The organism is Streptomyces sp. NPDC001530 (assembly GCF_042894545.1).
Classification (GTDB): domain Bacteria; phylum Actinomycetota; class Actinomycetes; order Streptomycetales; family Streptomycetaceae; genus Streptomyces.
In genome coordinates, this window is the sequence record NZ_JBIAVS010000028.1 from 26022 (window position 1) to 43592 (window position 17571).

General features: G+C 71.1%; 15 protein-coding genes and 1 pseudogene. 8 read left to right on the top strand and 8 right to left on the bottom strand.

Going from position 1 to position 17571, the window contains the following annotated elements; genetic code table 11:
• Positions 1-15 precede the first annotated feature (15 nt).
• On the top strand, positions 16-903 hold the full coding sequence (locus tag ACFY0T_RS41980) for a LysR family transcriptional regulator (RefSeq protein WP_388883489.1): 888 nt from the start codon (positions 16-18) through the stop codon (positions 901-903).
• Here ACFY0T_RS41980 and ACFY0T_RS41985 read toward each other — a convergent pair.
• Positions 800-1762 (bottom strand): DMT family transporter, encoded by a 963-nt coding sequence (locus ACFY0T_RS41985; RefSeq protein ID WP_388883491.1) that lies wholly within the window; start codon positions 1760-1762, stop codon positions 800-802. The two genes, ACFY0T_RS41980 and ACFY0T_RS41985, sit on opposite strands and share 104 nt — an antisense overlap.
• A gap of 169 nt (positions 1763-1931) precedes the next feature.
• Here ACFY0T_RS41985 and ACFY0T_RS41990 point away from each other — a divergent pair, with 169 nt between their 5' ends.
• Positions 1932-3317: a purine-cytosine permease family protein gene (locus ACFY0T_RS41990; RefSeq protein ID WP_388883493.1), complete on the top strand. Its 1386-nt coding sequence runs from the start codon at positions 1932-1934 to the stop codon at positions 3315-3317.
• Between the two features lie 6 nt (positions 3318-3323).
• Here ACFY0T_RS41990 and ACFY0T_RS41995 read toward each other — a convergent pair whose 3' ends face one another.
• Positions 3324-3680 carry an ArsR/SmtB family transcription factor gene (locus tag ACFY0T_RS41995; RefSeq protein WP_388883495.1) on the bottom strand — a complete coding sequence of 119 codons (357 nt, stop codon included), beginning with the start codon at positions 3678-3680 and terminating at the stop codon, positions 3324-3326.
• Positions 3681-3791: 111 nt separating this feature from the next.
• On the opposite strand from ACFY0T_RS41995, the gene ACFY0T_RS42000 reads away from it, so the two are divergent.
• Together ACFY0T_RS42000 and ACFY0T_RS42005 are read left to right on the top strand one after the other, a co-directional pair.
• A complete protein-coding gene (locus tag ACFY0T_RS42000) occupies positions 3792-4766 on the top strand; it encodes a zinc-binding alcohol dehydrogenase family protein (RefSeq protein ID WP_388883497.1) in 975 nt (324 codons plus the stop codon).
• 441 nt (positions 4767-5207) lie between these two features.
• Complete coding sequence (locus ACFY0T_RS42005; RefSeq protein ID WP_388883499.1) at positions 5208-6356, top strand: abortive phage infection protein; 1149 nt, start codon at positions 5208-5210, stop codon at positions 6354-6356.
• A 23-nt stretch (positions 6357-6379) separates the two neighbouring features.
• On the opposite strand, the gene ACFY0T_RS42010 is transcribed toward ACFY0T_RS42005, so the two are convergent.
• Entirely contained in the window at positions 6380-7699 is a 1320-nt protein-coding gene (locus tag ACFY0T_RS42010) for a PucR family transcriptional regulator (RefSeq protein WP_388883501.1), read from the bottom strand.
• Between the two features lie 101 nt (positions 7700-7800).
• On the opposite strand from ACFY0T_RS42010, the gene ACFY0T_RS42015 reads away from it, so the two are divergent.
• Together ACFY0T_RS42015 and ACFY0T_RS42020 are read left to right on the top strand one after the other, a co-directional pair.
• A complete protein-coding gene (locus ACFY0T_RS42015) occupies positions 7801-8271 on the top strand; it encodes a nucleoside deaminase (RefSeq protein WP_388883503.1) in 471 nt (156 codons plus the stop codon).
• Positions 8264-9238, top strand: a complete 975-nt coding sequence (locus tag ACFY0T_RS42020; RefSeq protein ID WP_388883505.1) for an isopenicillin N synthase family dioxygenase — start codon at positions 8264-8266, stop codon at positions 9236-9238. The genes ACFY0T_RS42015 and ACFY0T_RS42020 overlap by 8 nt, the downstream gene beginning before the upstream one ends.
• A gap of 12 nt (positions 9239-9250) precedes the next feature.
• On the opposite strand, the gene ACFY0T_RS42025 is transcribed toward ACFY0T_RS42020, so the two are convergent.
• Positions 9251-9703 (bottom strand): HIT family protein, encoded by a 453-nt coding sequence (locus ACFY0T_RS42025; protein ID WP_388883507.1) that lies wholly within the window; start codon positions 9701-9703, stop codon positions 9251-9253.
• Positions 9704-9974: 271 nt separating this feature from the next.
• Here ACFY0T_RS42025 and ACFY0T_RS42030 point away from each other — a divergent pair, with 271 nt between their 5' ends.
• Complete coding sequence (locus ACFY0T_RS42030; protein ID WP_388883509.1) at positions 9975-12101, top strand: hypothetical protein; 2127 nt, start codon at positions 9975-9977, stop codon at positions 12099-12101.
• A 31-nt stretch (positions 12102-12132) separates the two neighbouring features.
• Positions 12133-13677: an ABC transporter substrate-binding protein gene (locus ACFY0T_RS42035; protein WP_388883511.1), complete on the top strand. Its 1545-nt coding sequence runs from the start codon at positions 12133-12135 to the stop codon at positions 13675-13677.
• A gap of 7 nt (positions 13678-13684) precedes the next feature.
• On the opposite strand, the gene ACFY0T_RS42040 is transcribed toward ACFY0T_RS42035, so the two are convergent.
• From ACFY0T_RS42040 to ACFY0T_RS42055, 4 genes and pseudogenes are all read right to left on the bottom strand, one after another.
• Positions 13685-14161 carry an SRPBCC domain-containing protein gene (locus ACFY0T_RS42040; protein WP_388883512.1) on the bottom strand — a complete coding sequence of 159 codons (477 nt, stop codon included), beginning with the start codon at positions 14159-14161 and terminating at the stop codon, positions 13685-13687.
• A gap of 119 nt (positions 14162-14280) precedes the next feature.
• Positions 14281-14625 (bottom strand): annotated as a pseudogene (locus ACFY0T_RS42045) (RNA polymerase sigma factor); the annotation flags it as partial.
• 94 nt (positions 14626-14719) lie between these two features.
• Positions 14720-15802 carry a c-type cytochrome biogenesis protein CcsB gene (gene ccsB / locus ACFY0T_RS42050; RefSeq protein WP_388883514.1) on the bottom strand — a complete coding sequence of 361 codons (1083 nt, stop codon included), beginning with the start codon at positions 15800-15802 and terminating at the stop codon, positions 14720-14722.
• Positions 15799-17571 (bottom strand): cytochrome c biogenesis protein ResB, encoded by a 1773-nt coding sequence (locus ACFY0T_RS42055; RefSeq protein ID WP_388883516.1) that lies wholly within the window; start codon positions 17569-17571, stop codon positions 15799-15801. The genes ccsB and ACFY0T_RS42055 overlap by 4 nt, the downstream gene beginning before the upstream one ends.

Consider the following 17571-nt stretch of genomic DNA (forward strand, 5'->3'; position numbering starts at 1 on the left):
GCGGACGGAGAGCTGATGGAGCTGCGGCTGCTGGTCACCTTCGAGAAGGTCGCGACCGTGCTGAGCTTCACCCGGGCCGCGGCCGAGCTGAAGTACGCGCAGTCCAGCGTGACCAGTCAGATCCGCGCCCTGGAGTCCTCGCTCGGCACGGAGCTCTTCGACCGGCTCGGCAGCCATATCCGCCTGACGGAGGCGGGTGAGCGGCTCCTCCCCTACGCCCGGCAGATCATCGAGCTGAGCGAGGAGGCGCGGGCGGCGGTCGCGGGCGCGCGGGAGCCGGCCGGCACGCTGGCCGTCGGCACCATGGAGTCGCTGACGTCGTATCGGCTGCCGCCGCTGCTGGAGTTCTTCCACCACCGCTACCCGGGCGTACGCCTCTCGCTCCGTACCACCATCGGCGACGAGACCCGGCAGGCGCTGCGGCAGGGGACGTACGACGTGGGTTTCCTGATGGAGGAGGAGACCGAGCATGTCGGGCTGGAGTCCGAGGAGCTGGCGGTGGAGCCGCTGGCCCTCGTGGCGGCGCCCGGCCATCCGCTATCCGGGAAAGCGGTCGTGACGGCCGATCTCACGGATCAGCCCCTGCTGGCCACCGAACCCGGCTGCGCCTACCGGGACTTGTTCGAGCGGGAGCTCAACTCCCTGTCCCCCGACCCGGTTTCCTTCATGGAGTTCGGCACCATCGAGGCCACCAAACGCGCGGCGGCGGCCGGTCTCGGGATGGCGCTGCTGCCCGAGGTGACGGTCGCCGCCGAACTCGCGGAGGGTTCTCTCCTGCGACTGCGGTGGGAGCCGCCGTTCACGCTTCGGACGCAGCTGGCGTGGCGGGCCGGGAAGCGGCTTCCGGCGCATGCGCGGCTGTTCCTGGAGCAGGCGCGGAAGCTCGTGGCCGAGCAAGGGTGACCTTGAGGCTCGCCGTCACGATCAGCGGGACACCCAGCGCCTGCACGAGGCCGATGTGGTGGCCGTACACCGCCCAGTCCATGACCATCGCGACGGCCGGGTAGGTGAAGGCGAGGACGGCGATCTTGGCGGTGGGGAGCTTGGCGTAGGCGGCGTACATGAGGACGTACATCAGCCCGGTGTGGATGATCCCGAGCCCGACCAGCCAGCCCCAGTCCATGCCCGTGCCGCTCATCGCGCCGAAGTCGGCGAAGGGGAGCAGGAGCGGGATGCCGACGAGGACCTGGACGAGGGCGATGAGGTGCGGGCGGACGCCGGTGATGCGCTTGGTGACCAGGGTGGACAGACCGTAGAGGAGGGCTGCGAGGAGGGCCTGGCCGACGCCGACGACGTATGATCCGCCGCTCGTGAAGTCGCCGGGCGTGACGCCCGAGACGAGGATCAGCCCCGCGAAGGCGATCACCACCCAGCCGACCTTGGCCGCGGTGAGCCGCTCTCGGAAGAGCAGGGCGCCCAGCAGGACCACGTAGAACGGCTGCGTGTGGTAGACGACCGTGGCGACGGAGATCGATGTGTTCTCGTAGGCCTGGAAGAGGAAGACCCAGTTGAAGACGATGAACACGCCGCCGAGGACGGCCAGGCCCAGGGTGCGCGGGGTGAAGCCGTGGCCGCGCAGCCAGCCACGGGCGACGACGTAGGCGCCGAGGGCGAGGGCGCCGAACAGGACGCGGAAGAAGACGACGTTGAAGGGCGAGGCGCCCGACTCGACGACGAAGACGCCGAGGGTGCCGGAGAGCACCATCGCGGTCGTCAGCTGGGCGATGCCCTTGGTCTCTGTGCCCTTGCTCTCTGTGGTCATGTCCAGGACGCTACGAGCGGGCGGTGCGGGCGGTCCACGCGCTGGTGGGGCGTCCTGCCGATGGGGTCATCGGCGCCGCCGATGCGTGCAGGTTGTACGCCGACGAGCCTCCCGAAGCGGACAATGCGCCCCTGGGCCGGGGCGGGCGGGGGCCGGACACTTACGGTGCATGACGACCGCTCCCGCCAGCACCACCGCACCGATCGCCCCCGAGTACGGCGACAAAGTCATCGCCGTCGAGACGGCGGGCTCGGAGCCGATCCCCGACGCCGAACGGCACGGCACCCCGCTCCAGTTGCTGTGGACCTGGGCCTCCCCGAACATCGAGTTCGCGACCGTCTACATCGGCGTGATCTCGGTCCTCTTCTTCGGACTCACCTTCTGGCAGGCGACCGCCGCGCTGCTGCTGGGCACCGCGCTCGGGTCGCTGACGCAGGGGATCCTGTCGTTCGACGGCCCGCGGTTCGGCGTACCGCAGATGGTGATCGGCCGCTTCTCCTTCGGATACAAGGGGAACATCCTGCCGTCGGGCTTCAACGCCCTGGTGTCGGGGGTGGGTTGGTTCGCCGTGAACAGCGTGAGCGCCGCCTTCGCGCTGGACACGCTGACGGGCCTGAACCCCCTCCCCTCCCTGCTCCTGGTGGTGGCGGCGGAGATCGTCATCGGCTTCATCGGCCACAACTTCGTGCACGCCTTCGAGAAATACGCCTTCCCGGCGCTGGCGGTGGTCTTCGCCCTCGCCGGTGTGTGGACCTTCAAGGAGGCGGACCTCGGCGGTGGCGGCACGGGGGGCGGCATCGGCGGCTTCCTGCTGGCGTTCAGCACGGCGTGGGGGTACGCGGCGGGCTGGAACCCCGGGGCCGCGGACTACTCCCGCTACCTCCCGCGGACGGCGAACCGCCTCAGGACGGTCCTGTACCCGGCCGTGGGCCTGTTCGTGTCGATCGCGGTCGTGGCCGTGATCGGCGCCGCGTCGGCCACGATCCTCGCCCCGAAGGACGCGACCCCCACGGCCGCGTTCACGGGCCATCTCCCGGGCTGGCTCAGCGACTTGGTGCTCCTGGCGATCATCCTGGGCGCGGTCTCGGCGAACGCCCTGAACGTCTACTCCTCGGCCATGTCGATCACCTCGCTCGGCCTGCGGCTCCCGAAGTGGCTGGGCCGCAGCGCGATCGTCGTGCTGTGCGGCCTCGCGGGTACGGCGGCGGCGTGGGCGTCGCTCGACGACGCGGGGCATGCCTACGAGGCGTTCCTGCTGGTCATCGCGTACTGGGTGGGGCCGTGGCTGGGGGTCGTCCTGGTCGAGCGGTGGCTTCAGGGTCGTACGGCCTCGGACGACGACCTGACCCAGCGGCTGGGTGACCGTTCGTTCGCCAACTGGCCGGGGCTGGCAGCCCTGTTGATCGGCATCGCGGTGTCGGTCCCGCTCTTCTCCAACCAGGAGAAGTACGTGGGCTGGGTGCCGGAGAACTGGCCGTCCTTCGGCGACATCACCTGCCTGGTGGGCTTCGCGGTGAGCGCGGGGCTGTACGCGGCGCTCAGGTTCAAGCGCTGACCCGCGCTAACCCTGAGGCTCCTCGCGCAGGACGAGCGCGAGGAGGCCCGGGAAGCGGGCGTCGAACTCCTCCCTGCGGAGGCGGTTGACGCGCTTGGGGCCCTCGTCGCGCTGTTCGACGAGGCCCACGGCGCGCAGCACCGTGAAGTGGTGGCTGAGCGCCGCCTTGCCGACGGGCACGTCGAAGCTGCCGCAGCTGCGGCTCCAGTCGGCGGAACCCGCCAACTCCCGTACGAGCTGGATGCGTATGGGGTCGGCGAGGGCGGCCAGGGCGGTCTGGACGGGGACCGCGTCGGGGTGGGTGTGCTCGGGGGCCGCTCGATGGCTGGGGGCCGCCCGATGACCGGTGGTGCGCTCCGCCATGCCTGCCTCCCTGGGCTTTTCCTGCTCCACTTGCCGAGTGTTCGATGAAAACCATACACTCCCGAGTGTTCGCTTCCCATTGAACAGTCGAGCATTCACCAGGGGTGTGCCATGCGCGCGGTCGAGTTCCAGGAGTACGGCGGTCCCGAGGTCCTGCGGGTCGTGGAGACGGAGGTTCCGGAGCCGGGGCCCGGGCAGGTGAGCATCGACGTGGCGTACATCGGTGTGAACTTCGCCGACCTCAAGGCGAGGTCAGAGGGTTATCGCGTGCCAAGTCTCCCGTTCCGTCCGGGACTTGAGGTCTCGGGCCGGATCCGGGCGGTCGGCGCGGGCGTCGAGGGGCTGCGGGTCGGCCAGGAGGTCGCCGCCCTGACGGAGGGCGGCGCGTACGCCGACGTGACCGTGGCCGACGCGGTGACCGTCTTCCCGCTCCCCGACGGCGTCGACCTGCGCACCGGCGCCACGCTGCCGACCGTGGTGCCGACGGCGTACGCACTGGTGCACACCGTGGGCCGGTTGCAGCCCGGCGAGACCGTGCTCGTGCAGGGCGCGGCGGGCGGCGTCGGCACGGTGCTGGGGCAGCTGGCGAAGGCGGCGGGGGCCGGGGCGGTGTACGGCGTCGTGTCGGCCGAGGCCAAGGCGAAGTACGCGCTGGACCACGGCTACGACGAGGTCTTCGTCGGCTCCTTCGTGGAGGAGATCCGTGCAACGACCGGCGGCCGCGGGGTCGACCTCGCCCTGGACCCGGTCGGCGGCGACACCCTGCGCGGCAGCCTCGCCTCCCTGGCCCCCTTCGGCCGCCTGGTCTCCTTCGGCAACGCGAGCTCGGCGGAGCCGTGGACGGTGGGCCAGCCGGAGCTCTACCCGACGGGCCTGTCGGTCGCCGGCTTCTCCATCCTCGGCCTGGCCCGGACGGCGCCGGCCGCCCTGCGCGCGATCGCCGAGCGGGCGTTCCGGACGGTGGTCGACGGCGCCGTGTCCCTGCCGGTGACCGCGGAGTTCGGCCTCGAGGAGGCGGGTGAGGCCCATCGGCTGATGGGGACGCGGAGCAGCACGGGGAAACTGCTGCTGCGAGTAGAAGGCTGAACGCCAGACGTGAGAGCACCGTCGGGACCGCTTACGGTGTCGGCGGCGTGCGGGCCCGTCGTCGGCTCGTCCAGCAGATACAACGTGCGCCCTGTGGCGCGACGGCCCAACTCCTTCGCCAGCTGGATGCGTTGGGTGTCCCCTCCGGGGAGGGTGGTGGCGGGCTGGCCCAGCTGCAGAGAGCCGAGGCCCACGTCCGCCAGGCGCTGCAGGCGAGAGGCGACCGCCGGTACGGCCCTGCCCGCGCGCACGACCGCCATGCTGGAGGGCGCGGGCGCGCTGCACGCCTACCTGACGTCCTCCTCGTCAGCGCCGACGTCGCCGTCGTAAGTCGCGCCCGGGTTCATACCTTCGGCCCCCGTACGTAGACCATCGGCGGACTGCGGGAGAGGGGTCCGCTTTCCCAGACTGGGGCCACGACGAAGGGCACGGGGAGGCGCGATGCGGGGAACGCAGGGGATCAGCCGGGCACGGTTCCTGGGGATGGCCGCGGCGGTCGGGGGCGCGGCGGTGCTGCCCGTCGGGGGTGCGGCGGTGCTGCCCGTCGGGCAGGCCGCCGCGGCGACGGGGGGCCGGCCGCACGGGCTGACCTACCGCGGTGTGGTCTACGAGGTCGGCGAGGGGGAGACGCCCGGCACGGCGTGGAGCGCCCGGCGCATGCGCGCGGACCTGCGCGCCATCGCGCACGACCTGCACGCCAACGCGGTCAAGGTCACCGGCGACGGCGTCGAACGGCTCACCGCCACGGCGGCCGAGGCGGGGGAGCACGGGCTGAACGTCTGGCTCGAACCGACCCTCGGGGACGTGCCGGAGCGCGAGATCCTCGACCATCTCGCCCAGACGGGCCGCTACGCCGAGCGGCTGCGGCGGCAGGGCGCCGGAGTGCACCTCAGCGTCGGCTGCGAATTCGTGCTGTACGTCCCCGGCATCGTGCCCGGCGCCACCCTCCAGGAGCGCGTCGAGAACCTGCTCAAGGGCAACTTCGACCCCGTACGAATGGCCCGCCGCCTGCGCCGGTTCACCGCGAAGGCGGCGGCGGTCGGCCGGTCGGTCTTCCGCGGGCGGCTGACGTACGCGGCCGCGCAGGACGAGGACGTCGACTGGAGGCTCTTCGACCTCGTCGGCATCGACTACTACAGCTACTTCAGGCGGCGCGAGGACTACGTACGCGATCTCGCCTCGTTCCTTCGCTTCGGGAAGCCGGTCGCCGTCATGGAGTTCGGCTGCTGCACCTTCAAGGGCGCGCCGGAGAAGGGCGGCATGGGCTGGGACGTCGTCGACTACACGAAGGAGCCGCCGGAGATCAAGGGCGGTTTGGTGCGAAGTGAGCGCGTGCAGGCCGCGTATCTGACGGATGTGCTGTCGGTGTTCGAGTCGATGGGGCTGTACTCGGCGATGGCGTACACCTTCGTCAGCCCGGACGCCCCGCATCTCCCCCACGACCCGCGCCATGATCTCGACATGGCGAGCTACAGCATCGTCAAGGCCCTCAAGGACCGCCCCGACGACCCGGCCTCCGGCTGGCACTGGGAGCCGAAGGAGTCCTTCCACGCGCTGGCCCGCCAGTACGCACGGGCCAGCTGCCGCTGACCGTCAGACCACCGTGCCGACCGTCAGGCCACCGTGCGCAGGCCCTCACCCGTCGCCGCCCGCACCCCCCGCACGATCCGGTGGGCGCACAGGGCCGTGAGGAGATCGCCGAGCAGGTCGGGGTCGTCGATCTCCAGGCCCAGTAGGGACTCGATGCGCTCCAGGCGCTGGTAGAGGGACTGGCGGCCGATGTGCAGGAGGGCCGCCGTCCGGGTGGGCGAACAGCCGTGCCGGAGGTGGACCTCCAGGGTGCGGACAAGGTCGCTGGGGTGGGCCGCCTCCCAGGCCAGCAGGGGGCCCAGGGTGTGCTGGACCAGCCGGGCGAGCCGGTCGCGGTTGGCGTCGACGCCGCCGCGGGTCAGCTCCCGTTCCAGCGTGAGGGCGCGCGAGGAGGTCACCAGCGGGCCCTCGCACGGGGCGGGTTCGGCCGACGGCACCGTGAGCGCCAGTTCCAGCGTCGTCCGCGCCGCGCGCAGCGTCTCGCTCCAGCGCAGCCAGCCGCCGGCGGCCGCGACGGCGTGCCCGACCGCCACGGTCACTCCGGCTTCGGCGACCGCCCGAAGGGCCTCCTGGACGGCCCGTACGACATCCCGCGACCCGGCGGCCCGTACGACATCGCGCGACCCGCCCCGCACCGCATCCTGTCTGGTGGCCGCCGCCCCGGGCATCGCGACCAGCGCCAGCGCGTCCCCCGGAAACACCGCCCGCAGCACCGAGGCCCCGCCCAGCGCCCGCGCCGCGCGGTCGATCACGCCCAGGTCCCGGGCGCCGTGCACCGACACCCCGATCAGCCGCGCCCCCGCGCCCGGATGGAACCCGGCGAGCGCCGCGCGGGCCTCCACCTCGGGCTGGTTGAGCGCCTGTCCGTCGGCGAGGTCGGCCAGCAGGGCGGTGGTGTGGTCGCCGCCCCAGGGACGTACGGCGGAACCGCGCCCTGAGAGGCCGCGCGCCACGATCGCCCGGTTCGCGGCCTCCGTGATCCGCACGAAGGGCACCACCCGGTGCAGGGCGAGCAGCGGCAGCCCCAGCCGCCGGGCCTCGTCGACGACCTCCTCCGGCATCAGCACCAGCGACCGTCCGACCTCCACGGCCAGCCCCGCCGCACCGCGCGCTGCCAGCTCACGGACGTACCGCCGCCGGGTCGCCTCGTCGGCGTCGGCGAGCCCGAAGCCGTTGGTGAGGAGCAGTTCGCCGCCGTCGAGGAAGTTCGCGCCCTCGTACACCTCACTGGAGTGCACCCATCGCACGGGCCGGTCCAAGGCGCCCTCGCCCGCGAGGAGTTCGGGTTCGGTGGAGCGGACGGGGTCGAGGGCCAGGATGTCGCGGAGGGTGAGTGCGGGCACGGGTACCTCCTTCAGGCGCTGACAGTCCGTCCGGGTGCGGGCTGCCCGGAGAGTACTTTCCGCACGTTGCCCTTGTGTTTCGGCCACAGGAGAGTGGAGTCATGGAGCGCTTCGGTCAGGCAATCGATCCGGCACAGGCACGCGCGTGGCTGGCCACCGCCCTCGCGGAGGCCCGCGCTGGTCTCGCCGAGGGCGGCATCCCGATCGGGGCCGCGCTCTACGGGGCGGACGGCACCCTCCTCGGCCGCGGCCACAACCGCCGCGTCCAGGACGACGACCCTTCGATGCACGCGGAGACGGCGGCCTTCCGCGCCGCGGGCCGGCAACGCACCTACCGGGGTACGACCATGGTGACGACCCTCTCCCCGTGCTGGTACTGCAGCGGTCTGGTCCGCCAGTTCGGGATCTCCCGGGTCGTGATCGGCGAGGCCGAGACCTTCCACGGCGGCCACGACTGGCTGGGCGAGCACGGTGTGGAGATCGTGCTCCTTGACGACCCCGAGTGCACGTCCGTGATGCGCGACTTCATCAAGAACAACCCGGCACTGTGGAACGAGGACATCGGTGAGTGACGCCCGTACCCCCCGCATCCCGACCATCGACCTGCGCCCGTGGCTCTCGGGGGACCCGGAGGCCCGCGCGGACATCGCCCGCACGGTCGACGAAGCCCTTCAGACGGCCGGCTTCCTCCTGGTGACGGGCCACGGCGTGGACCCGACCCTCCGCACCCGCATCCGCGAGGCGGCCCGCGCCTTCTTCACCCTCCCCACCGCGACGAAACAGCCGTACGCGGCCCAGGTGGGCGGCCGCGGCTGGCTCGGCCCGGGCGCCGAGGCCAACGGCTACTCGGAGGGTACGGAGACGCCCCCGGACCTCAAGGAGTCGCTGACGTTCGCGACCCACGAGCCCTTCGAGGACCCGGAGATCAACGCGGAGTGGTACGCACCGAACGTCTGGCCCGCCGAGGCGCCGGAACTCCAGAAGCTCTGCGAGGAGTACGTGACAAGGATGGGCGAGCTGGAGAACCGCCTGCTGGCCCTCCTGGGCGAGGCGCTGGGCCTGGACCCGGACTTCTTCACCAGGCACATGGACCACCCCACGTACGGCTTCAACATCAACTGGTACCCGGGTACGGAGATCATCGGGGATCCCCAGCCGGGCCAGTTCCGCATCGGCCCGCACACCGACTTCGGCACGGTCACCATCCTCGACCGCCAGGCCGGCAAGGGCGGCCTGCAGGTCTACACGGACGAGGGCGGCTGGGAAGACGCGCCCTACGACCCGGAAGCCTTCACCATCAACATCGGCGACCTGATGGCCCGCTGGACCGGCGACCGCTGGCGCTCCGGCCGCCACCGCGTCCTGCCACCCCCGGCCGACGCCCCCGCCGAGGAACTGATGTCCCTCGTCTACTTCGGCGAGTGCACCCCGGGCACGCTCGTCGAGTCGGTGCCCGCTCCGGTGGGACGGGTGGCGTACGAACCCGTCGACTCCCACGTCTACCTGCGCGAGAAACTGGACTCGATCACCGTCGGCTGATCACTGCCTGCATCAAGACATGAGGCGGGCGTGGAGGGAGCCCGCGATCTTGTCCATCAGGTCGGGTGGCACCCGGTGTGGTGCGGGCCGTCTGAGCAATTCGAAGACAGCCGGCCCGCGCAGCTCCTGAGAGAGGTCCGCCATGCGCGGCATCACGTGGAAGTGCACGTGCGCGAAGCCCTCGGCCTCGGCGAACTGCGCCACATAGGTCTTGACGCAGCCCGTCACCTCGTGGAGCGCCCGCGACAATCGCACCTGCCACGTCCCCAGCGCCGTCGCCTCGGCGTCGGTGAGTTGATGGACCGCTGTCACGTGGCGACGCGGCAGCAGGACGAGCCAGCCGGGGAGTGCGGTCCCTATGGCGTGAGCCACCCGCCAATGCTGATCGAGAGCGATACGTTCGCTGAGTGGCAACCCGTCCAGGCGGGCTTCCTGGCCGCAGGCATAGCAGTTCGGTGTCGTCATGGCCGCCTCGCAGTGGTTGAGTCGGAACCGGCTCCCATGTTCACCTGCGCGAGAAGCTGGACTCGATCACCGTCCGGTGAGTGGCGGAAAGTTTTCGTAACACAACGGACACCAGGCGCCCTACCCCGAACCAACTCCCCCTTTTTACACTGGTGTTGATACACCTCACAGCAGCACATCGGACCGGACCGCGCCGGGCCTGTCCGACGGATCAGGCCGCTTCCAGGCAAGGGCGCGATTGATCCGCCGGAAGGCCCTAGGGGGAGATGCGGTGCACAGAGGGCTGCACGGCCGGGGAGCGCTGTTCGACACCGATCCGCCCGGGCTGGCGTCACGGCTTGTCGGTCTGCGTCCGTATCAGCTGCGCGCGACGCCGTACGAGCACGCGGAGGAGCTGCCGTTCGTGGTGTTCGCGGGCGGGCGGGGGCTGGGGAAGAGTGCGGTGTTGCGTGAGCTGCGCGACGCCTATCGCGGGCATACGCCCGTCGCGCTGATCGACGGGGAGGAGCGGCAGTTCGCCGGGCCGCCCGCCGAGCGGCCGGCGGAGGCCTGGTCGCCGGTGGGGCAGGCGCTCACCACGGTCGCCGAGCAGCTCGCCGAACCGGTGACGGGCGCCGGGCGGATCGGTTTTCCGCGGCTGGCGGCCGGGCTGCTCGCGGTGGCGGCGGGCGGCTGGAGCGACCGCGACGTGCCGCGCATCCGGCAGGAGGCGGAGCGGATCCTGCTGCTGAACGAGACCGGCTCGTGGATCTCGGGATTCGCGGGCCGCTGGGTGAGCAAGATCGTCTCCAAGGTCGTCGCCTCGCTGAGCGGTACGGGTCCGGTGATCGCGCCGATCATCGAAGCCACCCTGGAGGCTTTCGCCGAGGGGATCGGCCCCGCTCCCCGTCGGCTGCGCAAGGCCGCCGCCTGGTACCGGGACTATCCGAACGCGGGAGGCAGCCCCAAGCTCGCGCTGATCCTGTTGTCCCGGCACTTCAGGGCGGGCGGCGACTCGCGCAGGCACGCCGAGCGCTATCTCGTACGGGCCCTGCTGGCCGACCTGGACGACGCGTACGCGGGGGTCGTGCAGCGCTCGCACCGGCGCGGCCGTCCGGTCGTGCTGATCGACAACGTGCAGGAGCCGGCGGGCCTCGGCCTGATGGAGCCGGTGCTGCGCGACCGCGCCGACGGCATCGCCGACCAGGTCGTCTTCTTCGCGGCGTTACGGGGCTACGCGCACCCGGCGCTGCGCAACGCCGGCTGCCGCACCCTGCCCGAGGCCGCCCGCGAGTCCGGCTGGGAGCCGGGCACCTCGCCGTCCTCGCGCGCGCTGCTCGTCTCGCTGCCGCCGCTGACGCCCGACGACACGCTGCACATCGTGGACACCGCCTCCGACGGGGTGGCCCTGGCCGCCGGTGGCCCCGTCGTACCGTCGCACCTCCCGCACGCCACCCACCGGTTGACCGGCGGCAGCCCGCTCGGCATCACCCTGCTCGCCGAGTCGGCCAAGCAGAACCTGCCCCAAGGGGCGGCGTCGCTGGGCGAGTTGCTCACCGCGGACGTCGCCGTCCACGAGGACCACGACGGCCGCCCCGCCTACCAGGAACTCCTCGACCGGCTCGTGCCCGGCGGCCGCCTGGACGAGCTGACGGTGCTCGCCGCGGCCCACGACCGCGACTCGGCGTGCGCGCTGGCGGAGGCCCAACTGCCCGACGACTTCGGCGCGTCGGGCGTCCTCGACCTGGAGGAGCGGCTCGCGGAGGAGGGCTGGGCGACGGCCGACGGACAGTTCGTCGGCGACCCCTTCCTACGCGCCCTGCTCCTGCTGCGGCTGCACCACGGCGACCCGGACCACGAGCGGTGGCGGGCCGTGCACCGCACCCTCATCGACCACTACGACGACGAGCACCCGTCGGACGCCGCCCGCTACCGGCTGCACCACGAACTCGCCCTGGGCAAAGCCGACTTCGCGGTGGCCCACCTGCGCGACACCTTCCCGCGCACTGACACCCGCGGCTGGCTGTCGTCCCTGGTCTTCATCGCGTCCGCGCCCTACTACCACGCGCACGACCCGGACGGCCGGGACTTCGACGGCCACGACGACCGGGCCTCCGTCGCGCTCGGGCACACGGACGCGGCCCAACAGCCGCCGGACAGCGTGGACGCCGTACTGCATCTGCGCGTACGACGGCTGCTGCACGCCGTCTGGCAGCTGACCGACCCGCTGGTGCTGCCCGACTCGAAGGTGACCGAGCGGCTGCGCTTCGAGCTGGAGCAGCTGTCCAATCTGCGGCCCGCGGGCAACGCCCTGCTCTGGCGGGCCTCGCGGGACTGGCCGTCGGACGCCCTGGCCGGCCGCCCCTTCCGCATCCCGGGCGACGACGACGAGAACGCGAGCGGGAACGGGGGCCGGTGATGGCGCGGTCGTGCGAGGACGGAGACCGGTGATGGCGCGTGTGTGGACGTGGCTGCGCGAGGACGTCTGGGAGATACGCTTCCGCCGATATGTCGCGCTGACGCTCGCGGCCGCCCTCGCGGCCCTCGGCGTGTGGGGTGGCATGACGGCCACCAAGGAGGACCGCTCCTGCGCCCCGGGGGTCGTCCAGCCGAAGGACAGCGAGGAGTGCGTGGGCGTCTCGTCGACGACGTACGCCTTCGGCCGTCCCCAGTTCGCCGAGACGGTACGGGCGATCTACCGCGAGAACCACCGCCTCAAGCCCGGCAGTTACGTCACCGTCGCGCTGCTCGAACCCTTCACCGCGACCGACGCCGACAACCTGGGCGATGTGCTGCACGAACTCCAGGGCGCCTATCTGGCCCAGTACCAGGCCAACCACGACACCAACGGCCTGAAGCCCAAGATCCGCCTCGTGCTGGCCAACCCCGGGGCCACCGGCGCGCATTGGGAGCAGACCGTCGACCAGCTGGAGCGCATGACGAAGGGCTCCGACCGGCTGCGCGCGGTGACCGGCGTCGGCCTGAGCACCGACAACAACAAGAAGGCCGTCAAGGAGCTGACCCGGCGCGGCATCCCGGTGATAGGCAGCTCGATCACGGCCGACGACCTCGCCAACGGCCAGGGCGGCAAGGACCCCTTCCCCGGGCTCGCCCGCGTCTCCCCCACCAACACCGACGAGGCCCGCGCCCTCGCCTCCTTCGCCCAGGTCTCGGCCGCCAACGCCTTCCTGGTCTACGACAGGACGGGCGACCCGTACACGCGCACGCTGCAGAAGTCCTTCGAGAAGATGCTCAAGGGCTCGCGCTACGAGGCGCAGCCGTTCACCCCGCCCGCCGACCGCAGCAAGGAGGGCAGCACCGCCAACGTCTTCGCGCAGATCACCACCATTCTGTGCACCACGCCGAAGAGCACGGACACCATCCTGTTCGCGGCCCGGCACACCCAACTGCGGCAGTTCATCAACGCGTTGGGCGCCCGTGGCTGCGTCGACCGCCGCTACACCGTGCTCACCGGCGACGAGGGCTCGTATCTGGCCGGCGACAAGGACCTCGACCCGCGCGCCCTCAAGGACCCCAAGCTGTCCGTGCGGTACACGGCCCTCGCCCACCCGGCCTCCTGGCTGAAGGACACCGCGAGGACCGGCGGCAGCGCGGCCGACGCCCGGGTGCTCCAGGCGCTGCTGGACAGCGCCGGGCGGGAACCGGTCGGCCCGGTCGGCAAGGTCGCCCTGGACGACGGCCAGCTGATCATCGCGTACGACGCGATGCGGCTCGCCGTGCACGGCATCCGCGGGGCGTCGCCGACCGGGAAGATCCCGGCGCTCGCGGACGTCGGCCTCCAGTGGCCGCAGGTGAAGGGCAGGCAGCTGCGGGTCAACGGGGCGAGCGGGTGGATCTGCCTGGACGCCCACGGCAATCCGTACGACAAGGCCGTACCGATCGTGGAACTGACCCCCGACAGCCGTTCACGCTTCGTGAAGCTCGCCTGGCCGGAGGGGAAGCCGCCGGCGCAGGAGTGCCTGCCGCCGTCCTAGACAGGGCCTAGTCCCCGACGTCTTCGAGGTCTTCGAGGTCTGGGTCTTCGAGGTCTTCGAGCATCCGGAGCAGCCGCTCGAAGCGGGCCCGCCACCCCGGCTCCCGCTCCCCCTCGAACTCGTGGGTGAAGCGGACCGTGGTGCCGGTGCCGTCCGGCGCCCCGTGCTCCAGATGGAACCGGACCTTCCCCCGCCCCTCCACCGTGTACTCGGCGACCCGCTCCACGTCCCAGGCGGTGATCCGGCCGCTGCCCAGCCCGCGCAGGGTGACCGCACCACCCAGCCGCGACTCGAACACCTCTGCGACGTCCAGCCACCCCCGCAGGCCTTCGGCGGTGGCCAGCGCCGTCCAGACCTGCTCCACAGGCTGGGGGAGGCGCAGCAGGTAGTGCACGACCTGCGCGTCACCCCGGGTCTCGGTGGTGCCCTCTTCGATGGGCTGAGCGGGCTGAGCGGGTTCGGCGGGCTGGGTGGGTTGGGTCATGACACCAGCGTGGCCCCTGAGCGCGGGTTCCGCACCCCTTAGGGCCGCTGACCTGCCCTTTAACCACTCAGGGCCACTGGCTTCCCCTTAACCACTCAGGGCCGCCGGCCCGCCTTTTCCAGCTGCGCGGCGTCGTCGAGGCGCACGGCGATCTCGTCGGCGAAGTCGCGCTCGACCTCGTCGCGCGGCAGCCGGGCGACGGCGGCGGCGTGTCTTCGCGCCGCCCGGCGCGTGTTGCGCGTGACGTTGGTGGCGATGCCGAGCAGCCAGGGCCGCAGCGAGCCGCCCTCCTCGTCGAGCTTGTCGCGCAGGCGCCAGGCGTCCAGGAAAGTCAGCGAGACCACGTCCTCGGCCTGCGCCCAGTCCCCCGTGAGCCGGTAGGCGTGGTTGTAGACGGAGCGCGCGTACGCGTCGAAGACCTCGCCGAAGGCGTCATGGTCCCCCGCGCGGACGCGTTTCCGCAGAGTCGTATCCACACCATCCACCTGTCCGCACGACGAAGGCCGGTTCCGGTGACTCACATCACCCGGAACCGGCCTTCGAGGTCGTACGTGTGGCTCAGACCCCGGCGTAGGAGTGCTTGCCGGAGACGAAGATGTTGACCCCGTAGTAGTTGAACAGCCAGCAGCCGAAGGCGATCAGTGCGATGTAGGCGGCCTTGCGGCCCTTCCAGCCGGCCGTCGCACGGGCATGCAGGTAGCAGGCGTACGCGACCCAGGTGATGAACGCCCAGGTCTCCTTGGGGTCCCAGCCCCAGTAGCGGCCCCAGGCGTCGCCCGCCCAGATCGCGCCCGCGATGATCGTGAACGTCCACAGCGGGAAGACGGCGGCGTTCACGCGGTAGGAGAACTTGTCGAGCGAGGCCGAGGCGGGCAGCCGCTCCATGACGGAGGTGGCGAAACGGCCGGGCTTGCCGCCACTGGCGAGCTTGTTCTCGTACGAGTCCTTGAAGAGGTAGAGCAGCGTGCCGACAGCGCCCACGTAGAAGACGGCGCCGCAGATGATCGCGGTCGAGACGTGGATGTACAGCCAGTACGAGTGCAGAGCGGGAACCAATTGGTCGCTCGCGGTGTACAAGACAGTGACGGCGAGACCGAGATCGAGGAGGACCGTGGTGACCAGGGGGAGCCCGAGCCAGCGGACGTTCTTCTTCAGCACGAGGAGCACGAGGAACACACCGACGGCCACGGTGGAGAAGGTGATGTTGAACTCGTACATGTTGCCCCACGGCGCCCGCCGCACCGACAGAGCGCGGGAGACCACCCCGGTCGCCTCGATCGCCCAGGCGAGCACGGTGAGGGACACGGCGATACGCCCGTAAAGGTCGCCCTGCTCGTCCCCGCCGTGCGCACCGGGCCCATCGGGCACGTCACGGGAGCCGACCGCGGACCGGGTGACGACCTGCGGCCGCTCCAGGACGGTGGTGCCGCCCGCCTTCTTCACGGTGACCGCGGGAGCCGCCTGGGCCTTCTCGGTCTTCTCGGTGAGCGCGGCGGCCGTGCGGGCCACCTTGCTGCGACTGCCGAAGAGCCATTCGGCGATGTACGCGAAGAAGGCCAGGGTGTAGACGGCCATCGCGGAGTAGATCAGCGTGTTGCTGATATTGGCGAGGTGTTCGTTGGTGGCGGTGGCGAGAGTCACTTCTCAGCCCCTTCGGCAGGTACGGGGGGTTCGACGTCGGGGTCGGGTTCGTCGGTCTTCGTTGGCGCCTGTTCGTGCACGAGCGCGGCCAGGTCGCCGAGTTCCTCGGGGAGCTTCGCGGACTCGCTGCGGCCAAGGCCCGCCATCTCGACGACGGTGACACCGTCGGCGCCCGTGGTGGCCCGCACCCAGACGCGGCGGCGCTGGATGAACAGCGACCCGGCGAGGCCGAAGATCGCGGCGAAGGCCCCGATCAGCGCCCAGTCACTGCCGGGCTGCTGAGTGACCTGGAAGCCGGCCCACTCCTTGATGCCCTTCTCGAAGGTGATCGAGCCGGCGCCGTTCGGCAGCTTCATGGTCTCGCCGGGCAGCAACCGCTTCTTGACGATGTTGCCCTTCGCGTCCTTGAACTGCTCCATCTGGGAGGTGTCGAGTTGGTACACGTTCTGCGGGATGCCCGAGTTGACCCCCAGGCTGCCGTGGAAGCCGGACAGCGCGAGCACGGGGAAGTCGAGCGCGGGGAACCGGGAGAACATGTCGCCCTTGCCCGCCCCCGCGAAGGTCGGCACGAAGAAGGCGGAGAAGCCGAGCTGTTCGCTGCGGCCCTGCGCGTTCTTGTAGCCGTCCATGACCTTGATCGCGCCCTGCGAGGTGACGTTCGCGTCGAGCGGCAGCATCGGCACGGCCTCCTGGAAGACGACGTTGCCCTTGCCGTCGCGGACGGTGACGACGGGCGCGTAGCCGTGGCTGACGAGATAGACCTTCGAGTCGCCGATCTTCAGCGGCTCGTTGACCCTGACGGTGGTCTTCTTCTCCTTGCCGTAGGCGCCCACGCTGTAGGTGATGTCCGCCTGGAAGGTGCGCGGGGTGCCCTTGTTGGGCCCGGTCCGCTCGTACGTGGCGGTGAACTTCTTGAGGTTGAAGCTGAACGACGTGAGGTCGTCGTTGCTGAAGAGATTGCCCGACTTGAAGTCGTCGTACTGCGACAGCGTGTTGGAGAAGCCGCCACCCTCGACGATCAGCTTGTTGCCCTCGGACTTGAAGAGCTGGCCCCAGGCGAAGGCGACGAGCATCACGATCAGCGCGATGTGGAAGAGCAGGTTGCCGGTCTCGCGGAGGTAGCCCTTCTCCGCGGCGACGGCGTTGCCGTCGAGGTGCGCGCGGAAGCGGCGCTGCTTGAGCACCTTGAGGGCGGCCTCGCGGACCTGCTCCGGCCCGGCGTCGGTGCGCCAGGTCGCGTATGCGGGCAGCCGGGTCAGCCGCTTCGGCGCGCCCGGCGGACGGCCGCGCAGCTGCCCGACGAACTGCCAGGTGCGGGGCACGATGCAGCCGATGAGCGAGACGAAGAGCAGGATGTAGATCGCCGAGAACCACACCGAGCTGTAGACGTGGAACAGCCCGAGCTTGTCGTAGATCGGACCCAGCACGCTGTGCGCGTCCTTGAAGTCCTGCACCTTCTGCGCGTCGGTCCCGGACTGCGGGATCAGCGACCCGGGAATGGCCCCGAGCGACAGCAGGAACAGCAGGATCAGCGCGACCCGCATGGACGTCAGCTGCCGCCAGAACCAGCGGGCCCAGCCGAGGGTCTCCCGACCGGTCCACGCCAGCCACCCGGCGGCACCGGGCCCCCGCACCCCGCCGAACGAGCCGGGCATGACCGTTTCCACCGGAGCCGTGGAGAGTTGGGATCCGGCTTCGCCGAGGTCGCCGTCGGCGCCCTGCCCGGCGGCCGCCGGATCCGTCGTCTTGCCGGTGTCAGTGGTGCTCAT